The sequence below is a fragment of the Bartonella fuyuanensis genome (assembly GCF_014197255.1).
Lineage (GTDB): Bacteria > Pseudomonadota > Alphaproteobacteria > Rhizobiales > Rhizobiaceae > Bartonella > Bartonella fuyuanensis.
The window spans coordinates 1-26,915 of record NZ_JACIFE010000004.1 but is presented as its reverse complement, the minus strand read 5'-3'; the positions used below and the strand labels follow the sequence as shown (position 1 = coordinate 26,915).

The following is a 26,915-nucleotide window of genomic DNA, read 5'->3' as shown; positions in this document are numbered from 1 at the left end:
AATAAAACACTCATATGATTCTATTCTGTAAAGTCAGTAAAAATCTTAATTAGCATCTATATTCACAATTCATATTCGAGAAAAAATTGGTCTATCATTTATAATTTTTTTCCTTCTATAAAAAATTTAAATAACAATGTTTTTTTATTTAAAACTACATTTTTTAGCAAAAAATATTATTATATCATTTAAAAATAATTCTTTTTAACCACTTTTAAATATAATTTTTTAGCTTAAAAGAATTACATTTCTAAAAATATACAAAATAAGCTAATAAGAGTTTATTTTTCTCCTGTTTTTTTATAAAAACTTAATGCTACCGTAGAAAACTTTTTAAATAGGCTTTCAGTCTGTACAGAAAATATTGGATATTTTTGTAAATGCTAAATCTTAGCAGAATTCTTCATCTTATAGGATAACGAGAAAGAAAATCGAGAACACCTTTTTTATAAATTTTATCACCTACAGCAAGCATATGATCTCGACCAGGAATTGATAAAGATTCACCACAAGGCAACAAAGCTGCTAATGGCTCTGCAGCACCGCCAATTTCATCTAACGCACCAACGGCAACAAGAGCAGGCTGTTTGATTTTGTGCACTTCAGATGCTGTTAATTCCTGCTTTGATGTGATAATACAAGCAGCCAGAGCCTGTCTATCGCTTTTCGTTTGATCTGCAAACTTACGGAACATTAAACCACGCATATTGGTAATGGTAGAAGTATCTTCCGCTAAAAGAGCTTCAGCAACAGGCTCCCAATTTCCTGCACCTGTTACCATACCAATACCTAAACCACCAAAAATAACGCTGTTCACATACGTGGGATGCAAAAGAGCCATAAAAGCACTAATACGAGCCCCCATAGAATATCCCATAACATGAACTTTAGATAACCCTAAATGCTGTAATAACTTTACTGCGTCACCAGCCATAGCTTGAGGTGTATAAAAAGAAGGATCATAACTTTTAACTGAATCTCCGTGACCGCGATTATCAAAAGCAATAACACGATACCCTGCTTCAGTGAGAATACGAAACCAACCCGTTGCATACCAATTTACTCGTGCAGAAGATCCAAAACCATGGATCAACAAAACAGGCGCACCTCGCCCTTCTTCTCGATAAGAAAATCGCAAATCATCATATTCAAAAAAACGAATATCTTCAGCCGTCATTTTTTAGTCGTCATTTTTTATGCACTTCCCACAAAGTACGGGATGAATAACACGCTGACCTTTTTGGATCTGTTTTTCAGAAACTTCACCAGCGTTAATCTCAAGAGCAAAAGCTGCAGGAACTCCCGATGAAATGATATTTGTTGAAAATGGAGAAGTGTTTTCAATAATCGATACAATAATTCCCTCAGAGTTTAAAAAAATCATATCTAAAGGTAAAGGTGTATTCGCCATCCACATAAAAAACTTCTGCTTATCTCCCGCTTGATAATTTTTCTGCCGCTTAAAAAGCATCGCACGATCGCGCGGAAAATCAGTCCGATACATTAAACCAGCTGCTGCTTGAGATGGCGTAAAAGCAATCTCCACCTTATAAGAAATCGTACCTTGCTTTGTATGTATTTCTAAAGGAACTGGATGAACAGGAATCTCTATGGGCGTCTTTGCTACAACGATACGTACTTCTAACATAAAAAGTATTATTAAGAAAATAATATACCTTTTTTTAAAAGGATTTAACATTCTTGTCTCCACCATTGAAAAATTCTAATTTTGTTTCTAAAATTAAAAAATACAAAAAACCTAACAACAGGGGGATTATTTCCCTGTTTTTTTCTATCTTTTCAATGCAATATACCCAATCCTTTAATTTCCTTTATAGATTCACAAGTGCTATATTTTCTTTAAAATAAATATATTTACAGCTATTTCTGAAATAATCACTTTAAAAAACATATAAAACACTGATTTTATTAGCGAAATTCAATGTGTGGAAAAAGGAAAACCTATATCTGGATAAATTTCTGCTGTCATTAAACCTTTTTCCCCTTTACCAAAACGTACAAGGACAACTTGACCCGAACGCAACTCTGCTAAACCAAAACGGCGTAACGTCTCCATATGAATAAAAATATCTTCTGTTCCTTGCCCACGGCTAAGAAAACCGAAACCTTTGTCACGATTAAACCATTTAACAATTGCGCGCTCTAAACCACTTTCTGGAGTAACAACAACATGGGTACGGGCTGGAATTTCTGATGGGTGAATTGCTGCAGAACAATCTATAGATTTCACCTGAACGCACTTTAACCCTCGTTCAGTTTTTTCCACAGCACAAATAACTTTAGCTCCTTCCAAAGCTGTTTGAAAACCATCTCTTCGCATTACAGTAACATGCAATAATATATCGGGGCAATGAGGCAAATCAGGTACAATAAATCCATATCCCTTACTACCATCAAACCACTTAATGACACCACTGATTTCAATAATCTCCCCATAAGCAGCTCTATTACTATCCTCAGATAGGGAACTATCTTTTAATGCATCCTTACTCGTCATGATAACGTGATCCTGTAGCTTATAAATTATACGACATTGATTCTCTAGGTTCTAAGTAAACATTGCTCTTGTATCAACACGCAAGCCCCAAGATAAGATTTCCCCATATTGTCATATCTTCTATGTTAACATCAGCAAACATCAACATGAATATTTAATAAAACTATTTGATTGTACGCTTTACATATCTTACAAAGAGAATCCTACATTACAAAGGCCATATCAAAGTTTTCTCACATAATGATATTTTCATTAATGTGCAACTTGCATGGTTAAGAAGTTCAATAAGGTGCGAAAACAACAACTCAATTAAGGAAAATGCGCAATGCAATTGAAGAAAATCCTTACGACAATTACAGCATTTACGGCGTTTGCAGCAAATGTTTATGCAAATGAACCTATCAAAATTGGTGTTTACCTTCCATTAAGTGGGCAAAATGCATTTGGAGGCCAACTTGAAATTAGAGGTATAGAATTAGCCCATAAAAAAGTTCCAGAAGTTTTAGGCCATAAGGTGGAACTTGTTATTATTGATAACAAATCTGATAAAGTAGAAGCAGCTAATGCCGTCATGCGCTTAACAGCAAGTGAAAAAGTGAATGGAATCATTGGTAGCTATGGTTCTTCACTCTCGTTGGCAGGTGGTGAAATATCTGAAAAAGCAAAGACTCCAACCATTGCAACTTCCTCAACAAATCCTCTTGTTACACAAGGTAAAAAATATTACTTTCGCGCTTGTTTTATTGATCCCTATCAAGGGGTAGGGATCGCAACTTATGTAAGCCAAACTTTACAGGCAAAAAAAGCTGCTATCCTCAAAGATATTTCAAGCGATTATGCCATTGGTCTTGCAAGTTATTTTACGCGTGCTTTCAAAAAAATGGGCGGTGAAGTTATCTCAAATTTAAATTATAATTCCGGAGATCAAGATTTTTCAGCTGTTCTCACGCAGATTATCGCACAGAAACCCGATATCTTATTCATTCCATCTTACTTTTCTGAAGGTGCTATCATCATGAAACAAGCACGAGAATTAGGGGCAAAATTTCAAATTATGGGGGGAGATGCTATGGATAATCCAGAAACCATTACAATTGCAGGAAAAGCTGCAGAAGGTTTCTTACATGCAACACTTCCTTATAGTGAAGATATGCCCAATATGTCAGTAGCTGCGCAAGAATTCACAAAAGAATGGAAAAAAGCTTACCCTAACAAAAAGCCAAATATCAATTCTGTTTTGGGATATACAAGTTATATGATGTTCATGAAAGCTATTGAAAATGCTGGTAGCATCGATCGTGAAAAAATTACTATCGCACTTAGTAAATTAAAAGATTTCTCAACCCCCATTGGTGATATGTCAATGGATGAAAATCATAACCCTAAAATTCCTATTGGTATCATTAAAATACAGGATGGGAAACGTATTTATTTAGAAGAAGTTCAGCCTTTTCTTTTTAATTAAAAAGCTGTACTTATTTAAAGTATTAAAAGTGCAAGAATTGGGTGAGAGTTTTTTTCTCAACTAGAAACTTAGAAATTTCTTGTTATCCTATGTAAATTAACAAATGTGGAAGGATGAGAGATGAGCACTGAAATGTTCATCCAGTATTTTTTTAATGCGCTGGCATTGGGATCGCTTTATGGGCTTATCGCCATTGGTTACACTATGGTCTACGGTATATTACGACTCATTAATTTTGCTCATGGTGATATCTTTATGCTGGGAGCATATTTTGTTTTCTTTTCCACAATTAGCTTTATGCCTGCTTGGGCAGCTCTTCTTCTTTTATTACTCGCTGCTCTTGTTTATTATTTGGTCTTTATAGGATTTAAAAGGCGCCCTCCAATTTATTGGATTGCTGCTTTTTCAATCCTTGCCTTAGGGTTTGTTTATTATTTTAAAATTTCTCCGCAAGATTTCACACCGATTTGGGTTTTAGCTCTTTGTTTTTCTATCTTTATTACAAGCGCGGTGGGTATTACTGTTGATCAATTTGCCTATAAACCTCTACGCCATGCTCCACGTATCTCGGCACTTATCGGTGCGATTGGTGTTTCTTTTTTTATTGAAAATCTCGCTACTGTACTCTTTAGTGGTGTTCCGAAAGGTGTAAAACAACCAGATTTTCTTGTAACACCACTTTTATGGCATCTAGGATCAGGAGCAGATGGTATCATTAGAATTGCCCCCATATCTTTGATTGTTCCCTTTGTATCATTATTTCTTATTATGTTACTGCTATGGATTATCTATAAAACAAAACCGGGTCTTGCCATGCGTGCAATCGCCCATGATATTGAAACAACGCGTTTGATGGGTGTGTCTGTCAATAAAGTTATTGCATTCACATTTGGAATAGGCTCAGCGCTTGCTGCTATAGCAGGAATTATGTGGTCTTTACGCTATCCTCAAATTCAACCTTATATGGGCGTTCTTCCCGGTCTCAAAGCATTTATCGCAGCCGTTATTGGAGGTATTGGTTCAATACCAGGAGCAATGTTTGGAGGGTTATTATTAGGGTTTATTGAAATTATGATTATCGCATTTTTCCCCGCGCTATCTGGATATCGAGATGCTTTTGCTTTCATTTTATTGATTCTGATTTTATTGGTATTACCCATGGGATTAATGGGTAAAAAAAGTCAGGAGAAAATTTAATGGCAAAGTTAGTGACAACTTTTTTATCGTCTATAAGCATTTTAATTTTTGTAGGTTTTTTATTTTATGCTGATAAACAATTTGATGACTATACACTTCGTATCATAAATCTGATTGCTATTAATGCGATACTAGCGGTTTCACTTAATTTAATTTACGGTTTTACAGGCATGTTTTCTCTTGGACATGCTGGCTTTATGGCTATTGGTGCTTATGTTTGCGCCATTTTACTTCTTTCCCCTGAACAAAAGGAGATGATGTGGATTCTTGAGCCTATCGCTGAACCATTGTATCATCTGCAATTACCTTTTTTTGTCGCTGTTGTTGTAAGTGGTCTGTGTGCTGCAGTTGTAGGTTTATTGGTTGCTTTGCCAATATTACGTCTTGGTGGAGATTATCTTGGAATTGCAACCTTAGGTTTTGCGGAAATTATTCGCATTATTATTACGAATGCAACATCGCTCACAAATGGCTCTTTAGGAATCAAAGGAATACCTCAAAATGCAACATTATGGTGGAACTATGGTTGGTTAGCATTTACAATTCTCTTTATTGTCCTATTACTGCGAAGTAATACAGGTAATGTATTACGTGCTATTCGTGATGATGAAATAGCTGCGAAAACTATGGGAGTTAACGCTTTTTTCTACCGTAGTTTTTCTTTTACTGTGGGAGCATTTTTTGCAGGTATAGGTGGAGCATTAATGGCTGCTCTAATTTCAACCATTGATCCCAAAATGTTTAATTTTCTTTTAACTTTTAATATTTTGATGATTGTTGTTGCTGGTGGTCTCGGTTCTATCACAGGGAGCATTATTGGTAGTATTATTATTACAGTTGTGCTTGAATGGCTTCGTATTATTGAACGTCCATTTGATTTAGGTTTTATATATATTCCAGAAACACCAGGACTTCGTATGGTTGTTTTTTCTCTTTTATTGCTGGTAATTATCTTGTTTTGGAGAAAAGGATTGATGGGAGAACGTGAATTCTCATGGAATGGAATTTATAGCTTTTTGACACGCAAAAATCTTTCTAATACTGAGGAAAAGCTATGAGCGACACCATTCTTTCACTCAATGATATCGTAATGCGTTTTGGCGGATTAGTTGCTGTAAATAATATTAATATGGCAATTAAACAAAAAAGCATTACTGGATTAATTGGTCCCAATGGAGCTGGGAAAACAACAGTTTTTAATATGATTTCTGGATTTTATGCCCCTACAAGCGGTATCATTCTTTTTGATGAGCAAAAAATTTCTGGTGCACCTCCTTATATTATCTGCAGACACCATATTGCCCGAACATTTCAAAATATTCGTCTTTTCTCTGGATTAACAGTTTTGCAAAACGTTATGGTTGGAGCGCATGTTCGACAAAAATATCCTTGGTTTTCTTCAGCTTTATTCTTTTCAAAAGCAATGAAAGAAAAAAAGGAAATTTATAAAAATTCTATGAAGCTTCTCGAACAGCTACAACTTGATCACCTTGCCGACCAATTAGCAACAGCTTTACCTTATGGTGTACAGCGACGTCTAGAAATTGCGCGTGCTTTAGCCACAAAACCCAAATTGCTTCTTCTTGATGAACCTGTTGCTGGCATGAATCCACAAGAAAGTGAAGATCTTAGAAAATTCATAGCAAAAGTGCAAAAAGATTTTGATCTTACGATTCTTCTTATTGAACACGATATGAAAGTGGTTATGAACCTTTGCCAACATATTTTGGTTATGGAATATGGTTGTTGCATTGCCAATGGTACACCAGATGAAATTCGGAATAACCCTAAAGTTATTGAAGCTTATCTTGGCGGAGATGTTTATGGATCTACTTAAAATAAAAAATCTTCACGTTCATTATGGCGCCATTAAAGCTGTACAAAACCTTTCTATGTCCATAAAAAAGGGAAGTATTGTCACTTTAATTGGAGCCAATGGTGCAGGAAAAAGCAGTATCGTACGTTCTATAACAGGACTTAATCGTGCTGTTTATGGGGAAATTACCTATAACGGCGAATCAATTATTAAAAAATCACCAGAAGAAATTTTGCGATTAGGTATTGCTTTAAGTCCTGAAGGACGACGTATTATTCCTCATCTCACTGTTTTAGAGAATCTTCGTCTAGGTGCTTATATCCGTCATGATAAGCAAGGAATTACCCGTGATATCGAATGGATATTCGATCTTTTTCCACGTCTACGTGAAAGAGCAAAACAGTTGGGAGGAACAATGTCAGGCGGTGAACAACAGATGATTGCTGTAGGCCGAGCACTGATGAGTAATCCCGATATGGTCATATTAGATGAACCATCATTGGGGCTAGCACCACTTCTCGTTCGGGAAATTTTTTCAATTATTCGAAAAATTAATGATATGGGAAAAACTGTTCTCCTTATTGAACAAAATGCATTTGCTGCACTTTCCATAGCTGACTATGCTTATATTTTAGAAGTGGGGCATCTTTTATTTCATGGTGAAGGTAAAGCTATGCTTACTGATTCACGTGTTAAAGAAGCCTATCTTGGTGGGTAAAGATCAAAAATCGAGAAAATAGTATTTTCTCTTCCTCGTTTTTAAAAAGCATCTTTCTGCTTAAGGTAAATGCTTTCTTGTAAATTTTTAGCTATTTATCCACCATTTTTCTGTAGAGAGTATTCCAGCTTCTTGCTCAATAATATGTGCTAACTGAAAAATAATTTCTTCAGAAAAAGGTTTACCAATTAATTGCAATCCTAGCGGTAAACCATTTGATGATAGACCAGCAGGAACAGAAATTCCTGGCAATCCGGCCATATTAACTGGTACAGTAAAAATATCATTAAGATACATTGCTACAGCATCGTTTTTTATTTTCTCATCAGCAAGACCAAAAGCGGTTGTTGGTGTTGCTGGGGTAAGGATAGAATCAATGCCTGAATTAAAACATTGATCAAAATCACGTTTTACTAATGTTCTTACTTTTTGAGCTTTTATATAACAGGCATCATAATAACCAGATGAAAGGACATACGTACCAACCAAAATACGTTGCTTGACTTCATCACCAAAACCAATAGAACGCGTATTTTCATACATCTCAATGATGTCTTTTCCGGGTACACGCAAACCAAAACGCACACCATCATAACGCGCTAAATTAGAAGATGCCTCTGCAGGAGCTATAATATAATAAGAAGGCAAAGCGTATTTTGTATGTGGCAAAGAAATATCCCTAATCTCAGCCCCTGCTTCTTTTAACCAATTTATTCCCTTTTGCCAAAGCTCAATAATTTCTAGAGACATTCCATCCAGATAATATTCTTTTGGGATGCCAATTTTCATTCCTTTGATTGATTGACCAAGATAGCTTTCGTAATCAGGAACTGGTAAATTTACGGAAGTAGAATCTTTTTCATCGAATGAAGCCATTGATCTTAGTAAGATAGCACAATCACGAACATCTCTAGCAATAGGCCCAGCTTGATCAAGGGATGAAGCAAATGCAACAACTCCCCAACGTGAACAACGTCCATAAGTCGGTTTTATTCCTACAGTCCCAGTAAAAGCTGCTGGTTGGCGTATTGAGCCACCTGTATCTGTTGCTGTTGCACCAGCACAAATCTGTGCTGCAACAGCAGCAGCAGACCCCCCAGAAGAACCACCTGGTACGAGTTTTTCATTCGAGCCCTTTTTTCTCCATGGACTAATAACAGGGCCATAGCATGATGTTTCATTGGATGAGCCCATAGCAAACTCATCCATATTAAGTTTTCCTAATATTACCGCCCCATCTTTCCATAAATTAGCAGTGACAGTTGACTCATAATGCGGTTTAAAGCCATCAAGGATATTTGAACAAGCTTGAGTATGAACACCGTAGGTTGCAAAAAGATCTTTAATCCCCAAAGGAATTCCTTCTAAAAGTCCCCCCTGTCCTTTTGCCAAGCGATTATCTGATTCAGCAGCCATTTTTCTTGCCTGTTCTGCTGTTATTGTTACATAAGCATTTAAAGTCGGATTAGCCAATTCTATGGCTTGTAAATAAGCTTCTGTTAATTCCGTTGCTTTGAGCTTTTTTTTTGTTAGAGCATCACGAACTTGCGCAATTGTGAGGGTTGTTAAATCGGTCATATTAGTCCTCAAATTTCAAAAATATAAAAAATTACTCAACAATTTTTGAGACAAGAAAAAAATTTTCTTCTGTAACAGGTGCATTGGCTACAATATCTTCTGCTTTATCGCCATCTGCAACACTATCGTCACGCATTCGTAGAGGCATAGGTATCACAGATGTTAATGGCTCAACTCCACTGACATCAGCTTCATTCAATTGCTCTACAAAACCTAAAATAGCATTAAATTTTTTTGTAATATGTTCCACCTCATCATCTTGGATGGCAATCCTCGCTAAATGTGCTACACGCTTGACTATTTCTTGATCAACAGACATATTATTTACGCCTTTCTATTTTTTTATTTATTGATCCTTATTTTGGCTATACAAGGCTGCGCTTGCAAGCGCAAAAATATTAGATAACATGAATAAAGAGTATAACCGTAGATCTAAAACATTAAAAAATGCATTATAATCCTTATGACTGTTATTAATATAAATGAAGTTATGACACATCTTTTACCTGGACAAACAATAGCAGGATTAGATTTAGGTGCAAAAACAATTGGAATTGCGATTTCTGATAGGGGACTTATTATTGCAAATCCACGTCCTGTACTACAACGAAAAAAATTTACAGAAGATGCCCATACACTCATTAAAGTTTTTGGTCATGAAAATGTAGGTGTGATTATCATTGGTTTACCTCTTCACATGAATGGGAGCAGTAGCTCCCGTGTTCAAGCGACCAAAGCTTTTGTGAGCAATATGAAAGCTCATACAAAAATTCCTTTTGTTTTTTGGGACGAACGCTTATCAACAATTGCCGCAGAACGTTCTCTTTTAGAAATGAATGTATCACGCGCTAAAAGAGCAAAAAGAATTGATTCGGTAGCCGCCGCTTTTATATTACAAAGTGCTCTCAATAGAATTGAAAATCTTCATCATATGGAAGGATAGAGGACATTAAGCAAATGCCCTGCATTATATCGTGCAATGAGCATCCCATAGGAAGATCTCCATTGCCCCCCAAGGCGACTTTCCATATAGGCATTTGCAACATGTTCTATATCCGTAGAACATAATGAAGCTGCTGCTGCGGCATATGCTACCTGTTCAACAAAAAACCTTCCTGCTCCCTCATTTGCTGATACCATATTGACCGCAGATTTAATAATTTCAATTGCTCGTGGCCCTGCTGGTCCAATATCAAGAGCAATTTTTTCTAGCAATTTTTGAAACAATCCCGGTGCTTTTTCAGCAATAAGAATGGCATCCTTTACCAATTGATTAGCAGAACTATTTCTCACAATCCGCGCAGGTCCATTATGCAACATTTGTGATAATGGATTATTCTCCATAAAACTTTCAATACCTAATTGTGCAATAATTTCGCCAATAATAGGCATAACCAATTGACTTACATGATAAGCAATAATAGGAGTCATAATGCGGGCAAAAGCTGCTTCAGAACGATCATTTGCTGCATTATCAAAGGCTTGCGCTAAGCGCAAAACCAATGCTTGTGAAGCAGCAATATCTAATGCGATATCTGCAAAAATACGTTCTGTTAGTGGTGGTAAAGGCTGATTTGGTATTTTTTTTCGGACAAAATCTATGCCAAATTGAAGGGCTGCTCGCAAAACACCTGCCGATATAACCGATTGATCAAAACGCATCATTGTTTCGATATCTTTAATAACTTTAAGTCCTTCTCCAGCATTTCCCAAAAGCCAACCACAGCTGCCTTGAAAATCAACAACCCCCTCTGGTGTTAAGAGTTCTCCAGAACGCTGAATTAAATGACGAATCGAGATGCATCCATTTAATGCACCATTTTCTTGTATGCGTGGAACAAAGAAACAACTTAAATGACCATTTAAATCTGCACTAACAAGATAGCCATCAGCTGTAGGATTAATAACATTGGTTTTTACAACATTTAAACGATACAAATCACGTCCCATATTTTCATCAAAAGAAATTTTCTTAACACTTGGAAAATTGAAAGTGTAGTTTTCAATATCATCAAATGCACAAGTCAGCGAAGCGGCCTTTTTATGATGAATAGGTTTTGACGAGGGATCATATTGGCGCGATAAAAGTACATTTTGCCATTTTTTGAAAAGATTAATATCACTAATCAAGACAGCAATCACGGCACTCGTTATAATAATTTCATTCAAATGTCCTGTTTCTAAACCAGCAGATAAAGCTAAACGAATCGCACGCGCTCGATAGCGCACTCCATTTTCCGAGCTCGTATTTTCCCAAAGCGAGGTAACCAAACCCGCTTGTCTAGAATATTGTTGAAGAGCTTGATAGGAAGAATGAATTTCTAATTTTTCCGTTGGATTCCCCCACTCATCATTATAACACAATAAAGGCCTATAATGATTCGCTAAGCAGCAGAGCTTCCACGCCTCTTGACTGGCTGCAAAATCTCCTATTTCTTCAAAACTTGCCAACAAAAACTTAGGCAAAGTAGAAGCAATGCGAAACATAAGTGTATCGCTAAGAAATGTATTTTTTCGACGAGCATTTTGCGCAGATACAGCATTCATAGGCATATTCCTGTATTCAAATCATTCATATCATAGACTATTTGTCTTTTTAGAGTTAAGAAACATTTATCATATTCACACAAATGCTTGTCTAACCTGTTTAGAAAGAGATAAAGAAGAATGCTATGATTCAAGATAATGTTTTTTCACTTTTCCCTCATCAACATCTTTTAGCTATTAAAGATCTGAGTGTACAAGATCTTAATACATTGCTTAATCGTGCAGAAGCAAATGTTATCCTTTCTAACAAAATTGATAACACAAAATCTATTTTGCATGGACGAACTCAAATTAATCTCTTTTTTGAAGCCTCTACGCGAACACAATCTTCTTTTGAATTAGCAGGAAAAAGATTGGGAGCAAATGTATTAAGTATTGCAATCGGCAACTCATCTATAAAAAAAGGAGAAACATTACTTGATACAGCTACAACTCTCAATGCGATGAAGCCAGATATACTAGTTTTTCGCCATAGCTGTGCAGGAGCAGCAGCTTTATTAGCACAAAAAGTTGATTGTTGTGTCATTAATGCTGGTGATGGTGCTCATGAACATCCAACGCAAGCTTTATTAGATGCTCTAACTATTAAAAAGGCAAAAGGTCATATTGAAGGACTAACTGTTGCAATCTGCGGAGATATTTTGCACTCACGTGTTGCGCGTTCTAATATCCTCAGTCTTAATGCTTTGGGTGCTCATGTTCGTGTTGTTGCTCCCTCAACACTCTTACCCACAGAAATCGCTCATATGAGTGTTGAGGTTTTTAACACAATGAAAGAAGGTCTTAAAGACGTTGACGTTATCATGATGTTACGCTTACAGCATGAACGGATGACAGACTCTTTTATCCCCTCTACGCGTGAATATTTTCATTATTTTGGCTTACATAAAGAAAATTTAGCCTATGCCAAAAACGATTGCATTATTTTGCATCCTGGTCCAATAAACCGTGGTGTGGAGATTGCATCCGATGTAGCAGATGGACCACAAAGTATGATTCATACACAAGTAGAAATGGGAATTGCAGTGCGTATGGCTGTGATGGAGGCTTTATTAGATTCACGCTCGAAGATCAGTGGAGAAAAAAAATGATAAAACCAATAGTTTTTCAAAATGCTCGTATTATTGATCCTTCGCGCACAATCGATGAAATTGGTACAGTTATTGTTGAAAATGGGCTAATTACAGCTGCTGGACAAGATGCTCTGAATCAAGGAATCCCTGAAGGAGCAGAAGTTATTAATGCACAAAACAAAGCAATCCTCCCTGGTCTTGTCGATGCACGTGTTTTTATCGGAGAACCAGGAAATGAACATTATGAAACAATTGTCTCTGCAAGTCAAGCAGCCGCAGCAGGTGGTATTACTTCCTTTCTTATGATGCCAGCTACACACCCAGTCATTGATAATGTAGCACTCGTTAAATTTATTACACGCACAGTACAGGAAATATCATCAGTCAATATTTATCCCGTTGCTGCAATCACACAAGGTTTCAACGGACAAGAACTAACCGAATTTGGTTTGCTCAAGAATGCAGGAGCCGTTGCTTTTAGTGAAGGAAAAAAAACACTTCAAAATTCATCTGTTATACGGCGTGCAATGACTTATGCACGCGATTTTGATGTTCCATTGATTCATGAAACCCAAGATAAAGATCTTACAGGGCAAGGCGTGATGAATGAAGGATTGCTCGCCAGTTGGCTTGGCCTTTCTGGCATCCCTCGGGAAGCAGAAGTCATCCCACTTGAAAGGGATTTGCGATTGGCAGCTTTAACACAAACACGTTATCATGCCGCCCAGATATCAACCGCATTATCTGCTGATGCACTTCGTTTAGGAAAGAAACGCAATGAAAAAATTTCAGCCGGTGTCTCAATTAATCACTTATCTCTCAACGAAAATAACATTGGTGAATATCACACCTCTTTTCGCTTGATGCCTCCATTGCGTACAGAAGAAGATCGTCTAGCAATGATTGAAGCAATAAAAGATGGGACTATAGATATTATTGTTTCTTCTCATGATCCTCAGGGTAAAGATACAAAACATTTACCATTTAATGACGCAGCAATTGGCGCTATTGGTATGGAGACCCTATTAAGCGCAGCCTTACGTCTTTATCATGATGAGAGCCTGTCTCTTCTACGAATAACTGAACTTTTGTCAACAACACCTGCAAAGCTCTTTGAACTCAATGCAGGAACACTTAAGAAAGGCGCTCATGCAGATCTTATTATGGTTGATCTTGAAGAAGCATGGGTTGTTTCTACAGAGAAGCTATATTCACGTTCAAAAAATACGCCTTTTGAGAATGCTTGTTTTCAAGGACGTGTACTCCAGACCTTTGTAAAAGGGAAATCCATTTTTAAACTTGATCAGCAAATTTAACGAGATTCTTCATGAATGAAGCAGAAATATTTTTTCGGCCCACTCCATGGTTTATTTTCCTAATATCTTATTTCATTGGCTCGATCCCTTTTGGTCTTCTTTTTACAAGATTGGCCAAACTTGGTGATATAAGAGCTATCGGTTCCGGTAATATTGGAGCGACAAATGTTTTACGAACAGGAAATAAAAAAGTTGCTGCTCTGACACTTCTTTGTGATACATTAAAAGGAACTGTCGTTATTTTCGTTATAAAGTTTTTTAGTGGTCCGCTAGACAACAATATCCTTGTTTCTCTAGCGGGTTTTTTTACTTTCCTAGGACATCTTTTTCCCGTATGGCTTAAATTTAAAGGTGGCAAAGGTGTTGCTACCTATCTAGGTGTCTGTCTAGCAATTTACTGGCCCGCAGCAATTATTTTCATTATTGTATGGGTAACGTTTTTTCTCCTTATACGTTATTCTTCATTATCTGCTCTTGTCGCTGTTACTATCACTCCGATATTTATTTTTTATTTTTCTGATGCCTATTTCTGTTGTATGTTGATCGCGATGAGCATATTTGTATTCATAAAACATTATGCAAATATCCGTAGATTATTAATTGGGGAAGAAAGTAAGATTGGTACGCAAAACAGAGATAAATAAGGGGATTCTGCTTACTGATCGTCAACGTTTAAATTGGTTGCGGTTATTACGCAGTGAAAATATTGGAGCTGTCAGTTTTCGCAAGCTTATTAATTATTATAAAACAGCGGAAAATGCTTTAGCAGAACTTCCTGAGCTTAGTAGAAAAGGCGGTGGTTCTACACCTATTAAAATAGCGAGCTTAGAAGAAGCCGAAAAAGAAATGCAAGAAGCTGAAAAATTAGGCATTCGGTTTATCGGTATGGGCGAACCAGATTACCCAGCTTTTCTTAAAGTTACAGAAGCATCCCCACCGCTGATCGCTATAAAAGGCAATGTTTCGGTTTTTCAAAAAACTTCGATTGGAATTATAGGATCCCGAAATGCCTCAGCCGTTGGCCAAAAGCTTGCTGCTCAATTTGCACATTTTCTTGGAGAAGCAAATTTTGTAATAATTTCCGGGCTCGCTCGCGGAATTGATAGCATTGCTCATCAAGCGAGTTTAACAACAGGAACCGTTGCAGTAATGGCTGGTGGAATTGACTATATCTATCCCCCTGAAAATAAAAAGTTGTACGAAAATATTATTGCCAATGGTGGAGCCATTATCAGTGAGATGCCCATCTCTTGGAAGCCACGCGCTATCGACTTTCCAAGAAGAAACCGCATTATTGCAGCCCTGTCGCTTGGCCTTTTGGTTATAGAAGCAGCACTACGCTCAGGATCCTTAATTACTGCCCGTCAAGCTGCTGAAATGGGACGTTTGATTTTTGCCATTCCTGGTTCTCCCCTTGATCCAAGATCTGTTGGCACAAACAACCTTATCAAGGATGGAGCTCTGCTCACCACACATCCTTCTGACATCATAGAAACACTTATGCCATTAGTCCCACCTTTGCCCAATTCCCAACTTAATTTTTTTGAGGAACCATCCTCTTTACACTTTGAAAAGGAGAATCTTAATTCAGAAGACGAAAAAAATAGCAATGCCCCGCTCGCAGCAAGTGATGCAGAACGTGCAGCAGTTCTCTCTGCTCTCTCAACAACTCCAATCGACTTAGACACCCTCAGTACTCATTCAGGTGTTGCACTTCCAACTCTTTATCTCTTGTTGGTCGAACTCGAGCTTGCTGGAAATCTTATTCGACACTCTGGTGGTTGTGTGTCATTGTCGAATTTTGATCTTCCCCAAGAGCCTCAGCACTATTAATAATGCTTTGCCCTTCTTTGGCAACCATATCTAAAAGCAATGCTAAAAGCGGACTATGCGCCTGACGCGCCATCTGATTCATTTGCTTTGACATATCTGTAATATATTGGATAATTTTTAAATGATTTATAAACATAATCCTCTATCCTTGAGCATTTCCCCTCCTACCTCTCAATAGACGTTATCTTAATATTTCGCCGTATGTTTTTGTAATAACAGTGGAAAATAAATCGTGTAATTCTATATAGGGTGTATTCTAATAATAACAATTACAAGTTGTACAATATTCATGTTTTTTATATGGCTAATATTTTTTTATGTGTTCTTAAGCAATTGCCATTAGCTATTCGCGTGAAAGGAGTTTATAAAAAAATTCTTTATTTCAATATTTGGGTAAAATTATGAATATCGTTATCGTTGAATCTCCAGCAAAAGCAAAAACAATTAATAAATATCTTGGATCTCAATACAAAGTTGTCGCATCGTTTGGACATGTTCGTGATTTACCTGCAAAAGATGGTTCCGTTCTACCGGATCAAGATTTTTTTATGAAATGGAATATAGATTCTGCTGCCGCTAAACGTTTAAATGAAATAGCAAAAGCCGTTAAAGAATCCGATAGCCTCATCTTAGCAACAGACCCTGATCGTGAAGGGGAAGCTATTTCATGGCATATTCTAGATGTTCTTCATCAAAAAAAAGTTTTAAAAGATAAACCTATTAAAAGAGTTGTCTTCAATGCTATCACCAAAAAATCTGTGCTTGATGCTATGAACAATCCACGTGATATTGATACATCACTTGTAGATGCCTATCTCGCACGTCGTGCTCTCGATTATCTCGTTGGTTTTACACTTTCACCTGTTTTATGGCGTAAGCTCCCTGGAGCACGCTCAGCTGGTCGCGTTCAATCAGTTGCTTTGCGTATTATCTGTGACCGTGAATCAGAAATAGAACATTTTATCAAAGAAGATTACTGGTCCATTACAACACAATTAAAAACCATCCGCAATGATAGTTTCCAAGCAAGATTGACAATGTTTAATCAAAGGAAGATTGGTAAACTTGATATTCAATCCCAAGAACAAGCAGAACAAATTCGTCTTATGTTGGAGAAAGCTCAATACCATACACTCAGTGTTGAAGCAAAACCTACAAAGAGAAATCCTTTCCCTCCGTTTACAACTTCCACACTACAACAAGCGGCTTCTTCAAAATTAGGCTTTTCAGCTTCTCGCACAATGCAAATTGCCCAAAAGCTTTATGAGGGAATTGAAATTAACGGTGAAATGGCAGGACTTATTACTTATATGCGTACTGACGGTGTACAAATAGCACCAGAAGCTATTGATGCAGCACGAAAAGTTATTCATGAATCTTTTGGAAATGACTATATTCCTGAAAAACCACGTTTTTATTCAACAAAGGCAAAAAATGCACAGGAAGCACATGAAGCTATCCGCCCAACAGACTTTCAAAGAACTCCCAACCAAATCCGTAATTTTCTCGATAGTGATCAAGCAAAGCTCTATGAATTGATATGGAAGCGTGCTATTGCTAGCCAAATGCGTTCTGCTGAAATTGAACGTACAACCATTGAAATTGAAGCACAGCAAAGAGAAAACCGTGCAAATCTACGGGCAACAGGATCTGTTGTTCGCTTTGACGGTTTTATTTCCGTCTATACTGATCAACGAAATGAAGAAGATAATGAAGAAAATGAATCAACACGTCTACCACAAATTAATACTGGCGAATTCCTTACAAAAGAAAAAGTTGAAGCTATACAACATACTACAGAGCCTCCTTCCCGCTATTCTGAGGCTTCATTAATTAAAAAACTTGAAGAGTTAGGAATTGGTCGTCCTTCAACTTATGCTTCCATATTGGCGACATTGTGTGACCGTGGATATATTGTAATTGATAAACGAAAACTGATTCCTGACGCTAAAGGACGTATTGTGACGGCCTTTCTTGAAAATTTCTTTAATCGCTATGTAGAATATGGTTTTACAGCAGATCTTGAAGAAAAACTGGATCTTATATCTGATGGAAAACTTTCCTGGAAAGACGTTTTACGGGATTTTTGGAATGGATTTAATGCATCTATTAGCAATATCCAAGAACTCCGTATAACCAATGTCCTTGATGTTTTAAACGTAACATTAGCACCTCTTGCTTTTCCTGAACGCGAAGACGGAAGTGATGTTCGTTCCTGTCCTCTTTGTATAAATGGTCAACTATCATTAAAACTCGGTCGTTATGGTGCTTTTGTTGGCTGTTCCAATTATCCCGAATGTAAATACACACACCAACTTGGTACAGACACTGGAGAAGAGAATGAAGCTGTACGCAACGACAAACCTGTGATGATCGGTATTGACCCTAAAACAGGAAAAGATATTTCTCTTCGCAATGGCCGTTTTGGTCCCTATATTCAACTTGGTGAAAGCAAAGAAATTAAACGTGCAGGACTACCAAAAGAATGGAAAGAAGAAAACATAACCCTTGAGAAAGCTTTGGCTTTACTGTACCTTCCCCGTGAAATTGGGGTTCATCCTGAAACTGGAAAAATGATCACAGCTACGATTGGACGATATGGCCCCTATCTTAGTCATGATGGAAAATCTGCACGCCTTCTTCATGCAGATGAAGTTTTTGATATTGGTATCAATCGCGCTGTTACAGTATTAGCAGAAAAACAAGAAAATAAGACAAAACACAATAGAACAACATCTGCAGCATTGGCAACATTAGGAGAGCATCCAAAAGGAGGAACTGTTACCGTGCGCAATGGACGTTATGGTCCTTATGTCAATTGGGGTAAAGTTAATGCAACATTGCCAAAAGATAGAGATCCCATTAGTGTAACACTTCCAGAAGCATTAGAACTTATATCGGCTAAAACGTCGAGTAAAAAAACAACTTCACAAAAAACTTCTTCCAAAACAAAAGAGATATAAATTTTGGCTAAAAATGAAAAAAACGTAAGATATCTTTATACATTCAAAGGGGAAAAATTACCTCATAAGAAAGAAATTCTTTCTTTTATAAATGAGAATCCTAACAAATTGAGTAAACGAGAAATCACCAAAGCTTTTAACTTAAAAGGCGATTCTCGCATTTGGCTTAAAAATATATTACGTGAATTAAAAGATCAAAATCTTATATCTAAATCTAAACAGCGCAAAAGGGAAATAAACAAGATAAAACTACCACCTATTGCTTTAGTGAAAATTATCGAACATAATAAAGATGGTTGTTTTATCGCACAACCCCTTGAGTGGGAAGAGGATACAAAGCCTAATATTGCAATACACTCTTTTCATCACATAAAAGGAGGTAGTATTGGTGTTGGAGATCATATTCTTGTAAAAATTTTTCGAAATAAAAATCCTCAAAGCTCTCCTTATACAGGGCATATCATTCGTAAAATTGATGTATCTCCAAAGAGTACATTTGGCGTTGTACGAAAGCTGGAAAATAACCAATGGCGTCTTGATCCTATAGATCGCAAAACTAGTGAACTCATTGCTGAAATATCTCCAGAAATGAAGATTAAAATTGGTGATCTCGTTGAAGTAGAAATAAAAAAAAATACTGGTTATGGACTGAAAAGTGCACAAATAAAAAATGTTTTAGGACATATTGAGAATGAGAAAACACTTTCAATGATTGCCCTTCTTTCGAAAGGAATTCCTTATATTTTTCCTGAGAGCGTTCTTAAGCAAGTCAAACATATCAAAGCTGCCAAGATGGATAATCGCGAAGATTGGCGACAATTACCATTTATTACAATTGATCCACCAGATGCAAAAGATCATGATGATGCAGTTTATGCAACAAAGGATAAGGACTCTGCAAATAATGGTGGCTGGATTGTTATTGTAGCCATTGCAGATGTTTCTCACTATATCAAAACAGGAAGTGCTTTAGATAAAGAAGCATTGAAACGCGGAAATTCTGTTTATTTTCCCGATACCGTTGTACCAATGCTGCCTGAACGTCTTTCTCACGATTTATGCTCTCTGCGTGAGGGAAAAGAAAGACCAGCTTTAGCCGTTCGTATGATTTTTGATGCAAACGGCAATAAACGAAAACATAGTTTTCACCGTATTATGATGCGTGTAAAAGCCAAACTCTCCTATCAAGAAGTGCAATTGGCAAGAAAAAAACATATCAATGAAAGAAACATCCCCCTACTTGAGAATATCTTATACCCCTTATGGGAAGCCTATACATGCCTTAAAGCTGCGCGGAACCGACGACAGCCACTAAAATTAGAAATTACAGAAAAAAAGATTATTCTTGATCAAAATGGATGCATCCAAGATGTTATAAATGAAGAACATCTAGAAGCACATCGTTTGATTGAAGAGTTTATGATACAAGCCAATATTGCCGCTTCTGAAACATTAAAAAAACATCATCAACCCTTCATCTATCGGATTCATGATAAACCCTCTCTTGCTAAACAAGAGATATTGCGGAATTTTCTTCAAAGTTTAGGCATACCACTCTCCCGAAGTACAGAATTGACATCAGCACGTCTTAATAGAATTTTAGAAAAGGCCGCCCATACTCAACAACAAGACCTAGTCAATCAAGTTATTTTGCGTTCACAATCACAAGCAGAATATAACCCTAAAAATAACGGCCATTTTGGTTTGAATTTACAGAACTATACACATTTTACCTCGCCGATTCGTCGTTATGCTGATCTCATTATTCATCGAGCACTCATTAAAGCTCTTAAATTAGGAAATGATCAATTAACAGATATACAAGAACAAAATCTTGCAGAAATTGCGACACAAATTTCTTTATATGAGCGCCGTGCAATGATGGCTGAAAGAGAAACTACTGATCGGCTTGTTGCTCACTATTTAGTAAATAAAATAGGCCGTATTTTTATAGGTCGCATCTCTGGAGTTACAAAAGCAGGTCTTTTTATCTCTCTTGATAAACTCAATACAGATGGTTTTGTTCATATTTCTACACTTAAAAATGATTATTATCACTTTGATGAAGCACAGCATATTCTTGTAGGACAGCGTAACTACAAAGGCTATCAGCTAAGTGATATTGTAGAAGTAAAACTTATAACTGTACAACCTTTTTCTGGTGCTTTACATTTTGAGCTTCTAACGAAACCTCGTCCACTAAAATTTTCATTGGCTTCTTACCATAAAAACAAATTAAAAAAACAAAAACATACTTTTTATAGAAGAAGAAACTGTTAATTAAAAATAAAAAGTCAATATACATCATTTTTCGTTATCTTTTTTATATTCCAAGTGCAATGTTGACCAATACTTGCTTACGATAATATTCAAATAAGCGCAGACTCTTATAATAGTTTATCTATTGATTATCATGAGAATGAAACAGCACTCTTTTCTTACGCTTGGGAATGTTTTTCTCTTAAACTTCTAACAGCATTCTAAGCAACTATACCAAAGATTGCTACTATCCACTGATAAATTGCGCTATCCTATGTTTTCTGAGAACTTTATGGTACCTGGGATCACGTAATATCTATGGATATCTTTAATCCCTCTAGTTTTGCAATTGCCATAGCTATTTTTGTTTCTACATCATTTTAGTATTTATCCAACTTATGAGAAAATTAATCAGCTCTTGACTTTTTTGAGAACATCCTTACTGTTGCCGGAGAATCTGATGACGTCAAAAATAAGTTTTGGCAGCGATGATATTTTTTCAGTCTAAATAGGGTTTTTACATTATGGCTAAAGCAGCAACTATTAAGATCAAGCTTTTATCAACTGCAGATACTGGCTTTTTCTATGTAACAAAGAAAAACAGCCGTACAATGACAGATAAAATGAGCAAGCGTAAATATGATCCAGTTGTAAAAAAACACGTTGAATTTAAAGAAACAAAAATTAAGTAAGTAAACTTATCATTGAATTGATGACTTTTATACGCCGAAAAATGTAGGGCGATTGCTTTCAACATTCTTTCTGAAAAGCATTTTTTTTCTTTAAAAGTTTATTGTGGGGTTTTTGTGGACGTGGGGTTCTGTGTTTGGTATGGATTTTGGTAAATTAATTTATTATTGAAGTTGCTTATATATGTTCTGCAGAGTATTTTCCTGCAGAATGTCTTATTGTTGTGATATCTAACAAAAATTTTGTCATTAAAACGAAATATCGATTCGTTGTATGAATAAAGTTTTCTTGAAAGAATTATACGTGATACTAAATAGAATGCGTTATAAAGGTGTTAATAATTTCTTTATTTCATGAAAAGGTTTTTTTCTCATTTTAATTTAAGAAGCTTTCATCTAAAAATTACTGGTCTCAGTACTTTTGTCGTTGTTATTATTCTTATCATTATGTCAATTTATTTTAAGCAGACTCAGCCGTTAGCTCAAAAAGAAAAATTTTTATCTCAAAACTCTGTTGAAGGAAATGCGTTAATTATTGATGGTGATTCTATCATGATTTCTTCAATTAAAATTCGACTGGCTGGAATTGATGCTCCTGAACTCCACCAATTTTGTGGGAAAAAGGGAGCACGTTACCCTTGTGGGCTTGAAGCAAAAAAATATTTAGAACAACTACTAAAAAATCAAACTGTTATATGTCATTGGCATAAAACAGATAAGTATCATCGAATCCTCGCAACATGTAAAACAAAACAAATTAGCAACATCAATGCAATGATTGTAAATAATGGTTGGGCTGTAAGTTATTATGAATATCCTAAAGAAGAACAAGAAGCTAGAAGCAAAAAAAAAGGAATATGGGTATCAAGTTTTCAACGACCGAAAGAATGGCGCAAAGCAAATCCTCGCACAGAATAAGAAAAATATTTTTTAATTTTATTTACCAATGAGACAGTATTGCCAAATTATCAATCTTGAAAAAAAAATCTTCTCCTGTCGAGTTTGTATCCAACAACCACATTATTTTCCTCCTCTTCCTCATGAACCAAATCCTGTCGTTTATTTATCCAAGACTGCTTTGATTGCAATTGCAGGCCAAGCACCAGGATTACGTGTCCATGAAACTTCTATACCTTTTAATGACCGTTCTGGTGAAAGATTACGTAATTGGCTCAATGTCACAAAAGAAGAATTTTATAATAGATCTCTCTTTGCTATTGTTCCTATGGGATTTTGTTTTCCAGGCTATGACAAAAATAAAGCTGATTTACCACCAAGACGTGAATGTCGAGAAATATGGCATGAAAAGATATTTCAAGAGATGTCTCAAATAAAGCTTGTTCTTGCTATTGGCAGTTATGCGCAAAAGTGGCATATTGCAGAATTAAAACATAAAACCGTTTCAGCAACTGTTAGCGATTGGAGAAATATCCTTTCCATCCCTCAACCTCGAGGCTATAGTGTTATGCCTTTGCCTCATCCATCATGGCGAAATACCTTTTGGTTACAGAAAAACCCATGGTTTAACGATGAGCTTATTGTATATCTGCGTCGTTTAGTGCGTAAATTTTTATAAATTAAAGTATTAGGAAAAAAATATGGACCGTCTCGATCGAAAAATTCTACATCTTTTACAAGAAAACGCAACACTTTCTGTCGCTGATATTGCTAAAAAAGTTGGACTTTCGACTACTCCTTGCTGGCGTAGAATTCAAAAACTTGAAGAAGATGGTGTTATTCAACGTCGCGTTGCTGTTCTTTCTCCAGAGAAAGTAAATGCACACGTCACTGTTTTTGTTTCTATTCGTACAAATACACATAGCCATGAATGGTTTAAGCGTTTTTCAAAAATTGTACAAGAATTCCGTGAGGTCATTGAATTTTATCGAATGAGTGGCGATATTGACTATTTATTGCGTATCGTTGTTCCCAATATTGAAGCTTATGATCTTTTTTATAAAAAATTAATCTCTAAAATCGATATCCGTGATGTCTCATCTTCTTTCGCAATGGAACAGATTAAATATACAACGGAACTTCCACTTAATTATATTAAACTACATGAAAAGACAAATGAGCAAAACCCTTAATAGTTTTTTTATATTCATTTTATAATCTTTCAAGCATTTAAACTTTTTGTTCCAAAACTGTCATTTGTGCATGTGTTAAAACAGCAGCTTTGACGATACCAGCTGCCATAGCTGCTCCTGTCCCTTCACCAAGCTGCATTCCAAAATCTAGAAGTGGTTCTTTACCGATTTTTTTTAAGAGTTTACGATGAACTTTTTCAGAAGAAACATGCCCAACAAGGATGTGATCAAGAGCTTTTGGATGCATTTTATAAAGAACTGCTGCAGCCGCGGTTGCCACAAAACCATCTAAAATAACGGGTATTTTTTCCATTCTTGCCGCTAAAATGGCACCAACCATCGCAGCAATTTCACGCCCTCCTAGGCAACGCATCGTCTCAAAAGGATCATTAAAATGCTTCCTATGCAAAGAAACTGCTGTCTTAACCGCTGCTATTTTACGCTGATAAAAATCATCCTCCGATCCCATACCATTTTCTATCCACTCTTCAACTTCGCCACCAAACAATGCTAAGCATAGCGCTGAAGCTATTATTGTGTTTCCAATCCCCATTTCACCAATACATAAAAGATCTGTTCCACCAGCAATAGATTCCATTCCAAATGCCATTGTAGCAGCTGCACTCCGTTCATCCATTGCAGCAGCCTTCGTAATATTCATTGTTGGATATTCCAATGCTAAATCAAATATTTTTAATCCAAGATCATAAGCTATACAAATTTGGTTGATAGCAGCACCACCAGAGGCAAAATTTTGTACCATCTTTTGTGTCATAGATTGTGGAAATGGTGTAACATTCTCTTCTACGATACCATGATTTCCAGAAAAAATAGCGACTAAAGGTCGCGTTACGATAGGTTTTTCTGTACCTCTCCACCCCGCATACCAAACAGCAAGATCTCCCATCTTCCCTAAAGCTCCTTGCGCTTTTGTTAAGTTTTTTTGACGTTTTTTTGCTAAAATTATAGAAAATTCATCAGCAACAGGTAAATTTGTAAGCAAGGCACGAAAATCATCAAATGGACTAGCGGTCATGAGGATACCTCTTTAAATGTTTAATGAAAATCACGTCATAAATACAGGATATGAATAATTTATTGCTTTTTAAAACAATGTTTTAAAAACCTTAAACATAATGAAAGCAATGGTTTTTGTATTATCAATATCTTATTATTATCTTTATATTACGCCTTTACCCTATTTTTCTAGGAAACAAGAGAAATCAACATGTTGTTTAGTATAAAAGCCTAACATTTTTTCTATAATAAAAGCTATAAACTTTCAAAATCTTATAAAATTGAACTGATCAAAATAATTAAAGCACAAAGAATCTCAATAACATAGGTTAATTATCAAACTGTTATTAAATGAGAGCATAAAAAGCTTCTTTCAAAATATATATATCTGCATTTGGCTTTGTTGCATTATTTGACAGGATTTGCCGCCATCGACGTGCCCCTTTCCACCCATGAAATAAACCAATCATGTGACGTGTCACATGAGAAAGCTGTCCCCCTGATGCAATATGCCGAGCCGCATAATCACACATAACCTCAATAAGATCCCTTTCACTCAGATTATTTTTCGACTCACCATAAAGTTCAAAATCAATATGTTTTAACAAAGTTGGATTATGATAAACTTGGCGACCAACCATAACGGCATCACAGAAAATTAAATGCTCTTTGATTTCATCAATCGATTTAATTCCACCATTTATCCCAATGAATTTATGGAGATATTTACGTTTTAATTTATAAACCCTTTCATAATTAAGGGGAGGAATATTGCGATTTTCTTTCGGACTTAATCCTTGTAGCCATGCCTTGCGTGCATGGATCCAGAGTGCATCACATCCAGCATTCCAAACCTGATTAGCTAAAAGATCTAACGCTATTTCTTCATCTTGTTCATCCACTCCAATCCGACATTTGATAGTTACAGGTATAGTAACCACGCGTTTCATCGCTTCTACAGCATTTGCCACAATATCTGGATGTAACATCAAACAAGCTCCAAATACTCCTGCTTGAACACGATTGGATGGGCAACCGACATTGAGATTTATTTCATTATAGCCAAAATCTTCAGCAATCCGTGCAGCCTCTGCTAACTTTTGTGGATCTGCCCCCCCTAATTGCAATGCAACTGGACATTCCTTATGGCTAAAAGCCAACAACTGTTCGCGAACACCATGAATGACAGCATCTGCTACTATCATTTCCGTATAAAGAAGTGCTTTTTTCGTTAAAAGACGATAAAAAAACCTGCAATGTCGGTCTGTCCAATCCAACATTGGTGCTACTGCGAATTTTACAGGCGATGGAAGATTGTAAAATATCATAAGGGTACTACTCTCATATCCCCATAACTCTCTCTTTATAAATAGAAAAATACTTACCTTTAATTTACAAAAATTTTCACTCTTTTATACTATCATCAGCATAATAACAGAATTTTTATTTAATTGTTTTTTCAATTGAAATGGAGATTTATTATAATCAATTATAATAAAATATCACCCTTCTCATAAAGTGATATTAGCTATATGAACATAAAAAAGAAAGTTTCCACTGGGATATAAAAAATTCATTTGCAAGTTCTTCTTACACCCATCAAGATTATACCTTTATATGTTTTGATAATATATTGATTTATAATGATAATTTAGCATTATTCATATGGAATTAAAGACCAGAATAACGTAAGATTCTCTCATTTCAAACCTGCTTATCTTGAATCAATCAAAACCACTCCTTCGCACATCACAAGTGGGATGAGTGTGTGGATCAAATTTGTATAAGAAAGAATTAAAAATGGCTCTTATGAACCCTCTTAATGCAAGATCTGTC

General features: G+C 36.1%; 25 protein-coding genes. 16 read left to right on the top strand and 9 right to left on the bottom strand.

Annotation, left to right across the window (positions count from 1 at the left end; all coding sequences use genetic code 11):
- Positions 1-403: 403 nt before the first annotated feature.
- The 3 genes from GGR08_RS02930 to GGR08_RS02920 form a co-directional block, all read right to left on the bottom strand.
- Positions 404-1,177 (bottom strand): alpha/beta fold hydrolase, encoded by a 774-nt coding sequence (locus GGR08_RS02930; RefSeq protein ID WP_183193908.1) that lies wholly within the window; start codon positions 1,175-1,177, stop codon positions 404-406.
- Between the two features lie 3 nt (positions 1,178-1,180).
- Positions 1,181-1,699 (bottom strand): DUF192 domain-containing protein, encoded by a 519-nt coding sequence (locus GGR08_RS02925; RefSeq protein ID WP_183193907.1) that lies wholly within the window; start codon positions 1,697-1,699, stop codon positions 1,181-1,183.
- Positions 1,700-1,939: 240 nt separating this feature from the next.
- Complete coding sequence (locus tag GGR08_RS02920) at positions 1,940-2,518, bottom strand: cold-shock protein (RefSeq protein WP_183193906.1); 579 nt, start codon at positions 2,516-2,518, stop codon at positions 1,940-1,942.
- Between the two features lie 325 nt (positions 2,519-2,843).
- On the opposite strand from GGR08_RS02920, the gene GGR08_RS02915 reads away from it, so the two are divergent.
- From GGR08_RS02915 to GGR08_RS02895, 5 genes are all read left to right on the top strand, one after another.
- Positions 2,844-3,983, top strand: a complete 1,140-nt coding sequence (locus tag GGR08_RS02915; RefSeq protein ID WP_183193905.1) for an ABC transporter substrate-binding protein — start codon at positions 2,844-2,846, stop codon at positions 3,981-3,983.
- Between the two features lie 120 nt (positions 3,984-4,103).
- Positions 4,104-5,180 (top strand): branched-chain amino acid ABC transporter permease, encoded by a 1,077-nt coding sequence (locus GGR08_RS02910; protein WP_183193904.1) that lies wholly within the window; start codon positions 4,104-4,106, stop codon positions 5,178-5,180.
- Positions 5,180-6,238, top strand: coding sequence for a branched-chain amino acid ABC transporter permease (locus GGR08_RS02905; RefSeq protein ID WP_183193903.1), 1,059 nt, complete (start codon positions 5,180-5,182; stop codon positions 6,236-6,238). The genes GGR08_RS02910 and GGR08_RS02905 overlap by 1 nt, the downstream gene beginning before the upstream one ends.
- Positions 6,235-7,017 carry an ABC transporter ATP-binding protein gene (locus tag GGR08_RS02900; protein ID WP_183193902.1) on the top strand — a complete coding sequence of 261 codons (783 nt, stop codon included), beginning with the start codon at positions 6,235-6,237 and terminating at the stop codon, positions 7,015-7,017. The genes GGR08_RS02905 and GGR08_RS02900 overlap by 4 nt, the downstream gene beginning before the upstream one ends.
- Positions 7,004-7,714 (top strand): ABC transporter ATP-binding protein, encoded by a 711-nt coding sequence (locus GGR08_RS02895; protein WP_183193901.1) that lies wholly within the window; start codon positions 7,004-7,006, stop codon positions 7,712-7,714. The genes GGR08_RS02900 and GGR08_RS02895 overlap by 14 nt, the downstream gene beginning before the upstream one ends.
- An 87-nt stretch (positions 7,715-7,801) precedes the next feature.
- Here the strand turns inward: GGR08_RS02895 and gatA are convergent, their stop codons facing one another.
- Both gatA and gatC read right to left on the bottom strand, forming a co-directional pair.
- Positions 7,802-9,292: an Asp-tRNA(Asn)/Glu-tRNA(Gln) amidotransferase subunit GatA gene (gatA, locus tag GGR08_RS02890; protein WP_183193900.1), complete on the bottom strand. Its 1,491-nt coding sequence runs from the start codon at positions 9,290-9,292 to the stop codon at positions 7,802-7,804.
- A gap of 31 nt (positions 9,293-9,323) precedes the next feature.
- On the bottom strand, positions 9,324-9,611 hold the full coding sequence (gatC, locus tag GGR08_RS02885) for an Asp-tRNA(Asn)/Glu-tRNA(Gln) amidotransferase subunit GatC (protein ID WP_183193899.1): 288 nt from the start codon (positions 9,609-9,611) through the stop codon (positions 9,324-9,326).
- 144 nt (positions 9,612-9,755) lie between these two features.
- Between gatC and ruvX the strand changes: the two genes are divergently transcribed.
- Positions 9,756-10,235: a Holliday junction resolvase RuvX gene (gene ruvX / locus GGR08_RS02880; RefSeq protein WP_183193898.1), complete on the top strand. Its 480-nt coding sequence runs from the start codon at positions 9,756-9,758 to the stop codon at positions 10,233-10,235.
- Here the strand turns inward: ruvX and GGR08_RS02875 are convergent.
- Positions 10,220-11,839, bottom strand: a complete 1,620-nt coding sequence (locus tag GGR08_RS02875; RefSeq protein WP_183193897.1) for an acyl-CoA dehydrogenase family protein — start codon at positions 11,837-11,839, stop codon at positions 10,220-10,222. The genes ruvX and GGR08_RS02875 overlap by 16 nt on opposite strands.
- A gap of 125 nt (positions 11,840-11,964) precedes the next feature.
- Between GGR08_RS02875 and GGR08_RS02870 the strand changes: the two genes are divergently transcribed.
- The 4 genes from GGR08_RS02870 to dprA are packed head-to-tail and all read left to right on the top strand — an operon-like array spanning position 11,965 to position 16,061.
- Entirely contained in the window at positions 11,965-12,930 is a 966-nt protein-coding gene (locus GGR08_RS02870; protein ID WP_183193896.1) for an aspartate carbamoyltransferase catalytic subunit, read from the top strand.
- On the top strand, positions 12,927-14,228 hold the full coding sequence (locus GGR08_RS02865) for a dihydroorotase (RefSeq protein WP_183193895.1): 1,302 nt from the start codon (positions 12,927-12,929) through the stop codon (positions 14,226-14,228). Before GGR08_RS02870 ends, GGR08_RS02865 begins: the two co-directional genes overlap by 4 nt.
- An 11-nt stretch (positions 14,229-14,239) precedes the next feature.
- Positions 14,240-14,872: a glycerol-3-phosphate 1-O-acyltransferase PlsY gene (gene plsY, locus GGR08_RS02860; protein ID WP_183193894.1), complete on the top strand. Its 633-nt coding sequence runs from the start codon at positions 14,240-14,242 to the stop codon at positions 14,870-14,872.
- On the top strand, positions 14,829-16,061 hold the full coding sequence (gene dprA, locus GGR08_RS02855; protein WP_183193893.1) for a DNA-processing protein DprA: 1,233 nt from the start codon (positions 14,829-14,831) through the stop codon (positions 16,059-16,061). Before plsY ends, dprA begins: the two co-directional genes overlap by 44 nt.
- On the opposite strand, the gene GGR08_RS02850 is transcribed toward dprA, so the two are convergent.
- Entirely contained in the window at positions 15,991-16,197 is a 207-nt protein-coding gene (locus GGR08_RS02850; RefSeq protein WP_183193892.1) for a hypothetical protein, read from the bottom strand. The genes dprA and GGR08_RS02850 overlap by 71 nt on opposite strands.
- A 265-nt stretch (positions 16,198-16,462) precedes the next feature.
- Between GGR08_RS02850 and topA the strand changes: the two genes are divergently transcribed.
- The 6 genes from topA to GGR08_RS02820 all read left to right on the top strand — a co-directional run bounded on the left by topA (position 16,463) and on the right by GGR08_RS02820 (position 24,062).
- Positions 16,463-19,024: a type I DNA topoisomerase gene (gene topA, locus GGR08_RS02845; protein ID WP_183193891.1), complete on the top strand. Its 2,562-nt coding sequence runs from the start codon at positions 16,463-16,465 to the stop codon at positions 19,022-19,024.
- Positions 19,025-19,027: 3 nt separating this feature from the next.
- Positions 19,028-21,304 (top strand): ribonuclease R, encoded by a 2,277-nt coding sequence (rnr, locus tag GGR08_RS02840; protein ID WP_183193890.1) that lies wholly within the window; start codon positions 19,028-19,030, stop codon positions 21,302-21,304.
- 503 nt (positions 21,305-21,807) lie between these two features.
- On the top strand, positions 21,808-21,975 hold the full coding sequence (gene rpmG / locus GGR08_RS02835) for a 50S ribosomal protein L33 (RefSeq protein WP_004864083.1): 168 nt from the start codon (positions 21,808-21,810) through the stop codon (positions 21,973-21,975).
- 351 nt (positions 21,976-22,326) lie between these two features.
- Positions 22,327-22,890, top strand: a complete 564-nt coding sequence (locus GGR08_RS02830; protein WP_183193889.1) for a thermonuclease family protein — start codon at positions 22,327-22,329, stop codon at positions 22,888-22,890.
- A 28-nt stretch (positions 22,891-22,918) separates the two neighbouring features.
- Positions 22,919-23,548, top strand: coding sequence for a uracil-DNA glycosylase family protein (locus GGR08_RS02825; RefSeq protein ID WP_183193888.1), 630 nt, complete (start codon positions 22,919-22,921; stop codon positions 23,546-23,548).
- Positions 23,549-23,570: 22 nt separating this feature from the next.
- The gene (locus GGR08_RS02820; RefSeq protein ID WP_183193887.1) at positions 23,571-24,062 is read left to right on the top strand and encodes an Lrp/AsnC family transcriptional regulator; all 492 of its coding nucleotides are present in this window, start codon (positions 23,571-23,573) and stop codon (positions 24,060-24,062) included.
- Between the two features lie 37 nt (positions 24,063-24,099).
- Here GGR08_RS02820 and cobT read toward each other — a convergent pair whose 3' ends face one another.
- Positions 24,100-25,098, bottom strand: a complete 999-nt coding sequence (gene cobT / locus GGR08_RS02815) for a nicotinate-nucleotide--dimethylbenzimidazole phosphoribosyltransferase (RefSeq protein WP_183193886.1) — start codon at positions 25,096-25,098, stop codon at positions 24,100-24,102.
- Between the two features lie 328 nt (positions 25,099-25,426).
- The gene (gene dusA / locus GGR08_RS02810) at positions 25,427-26,407 is read right to left on the bottom strand and encodes a tRNA dihydrouridine(20/20a) synthase DusA (protein ID WP_183193885.1); all 981 of its coding nucleotides are present in this window, start codon (positions 26,405-26,407) and stop codon (positions 25,427-25,429) included.
- Between the last annotated feature and the right edge of the window lie 508 nt (positions 26,408-26,915).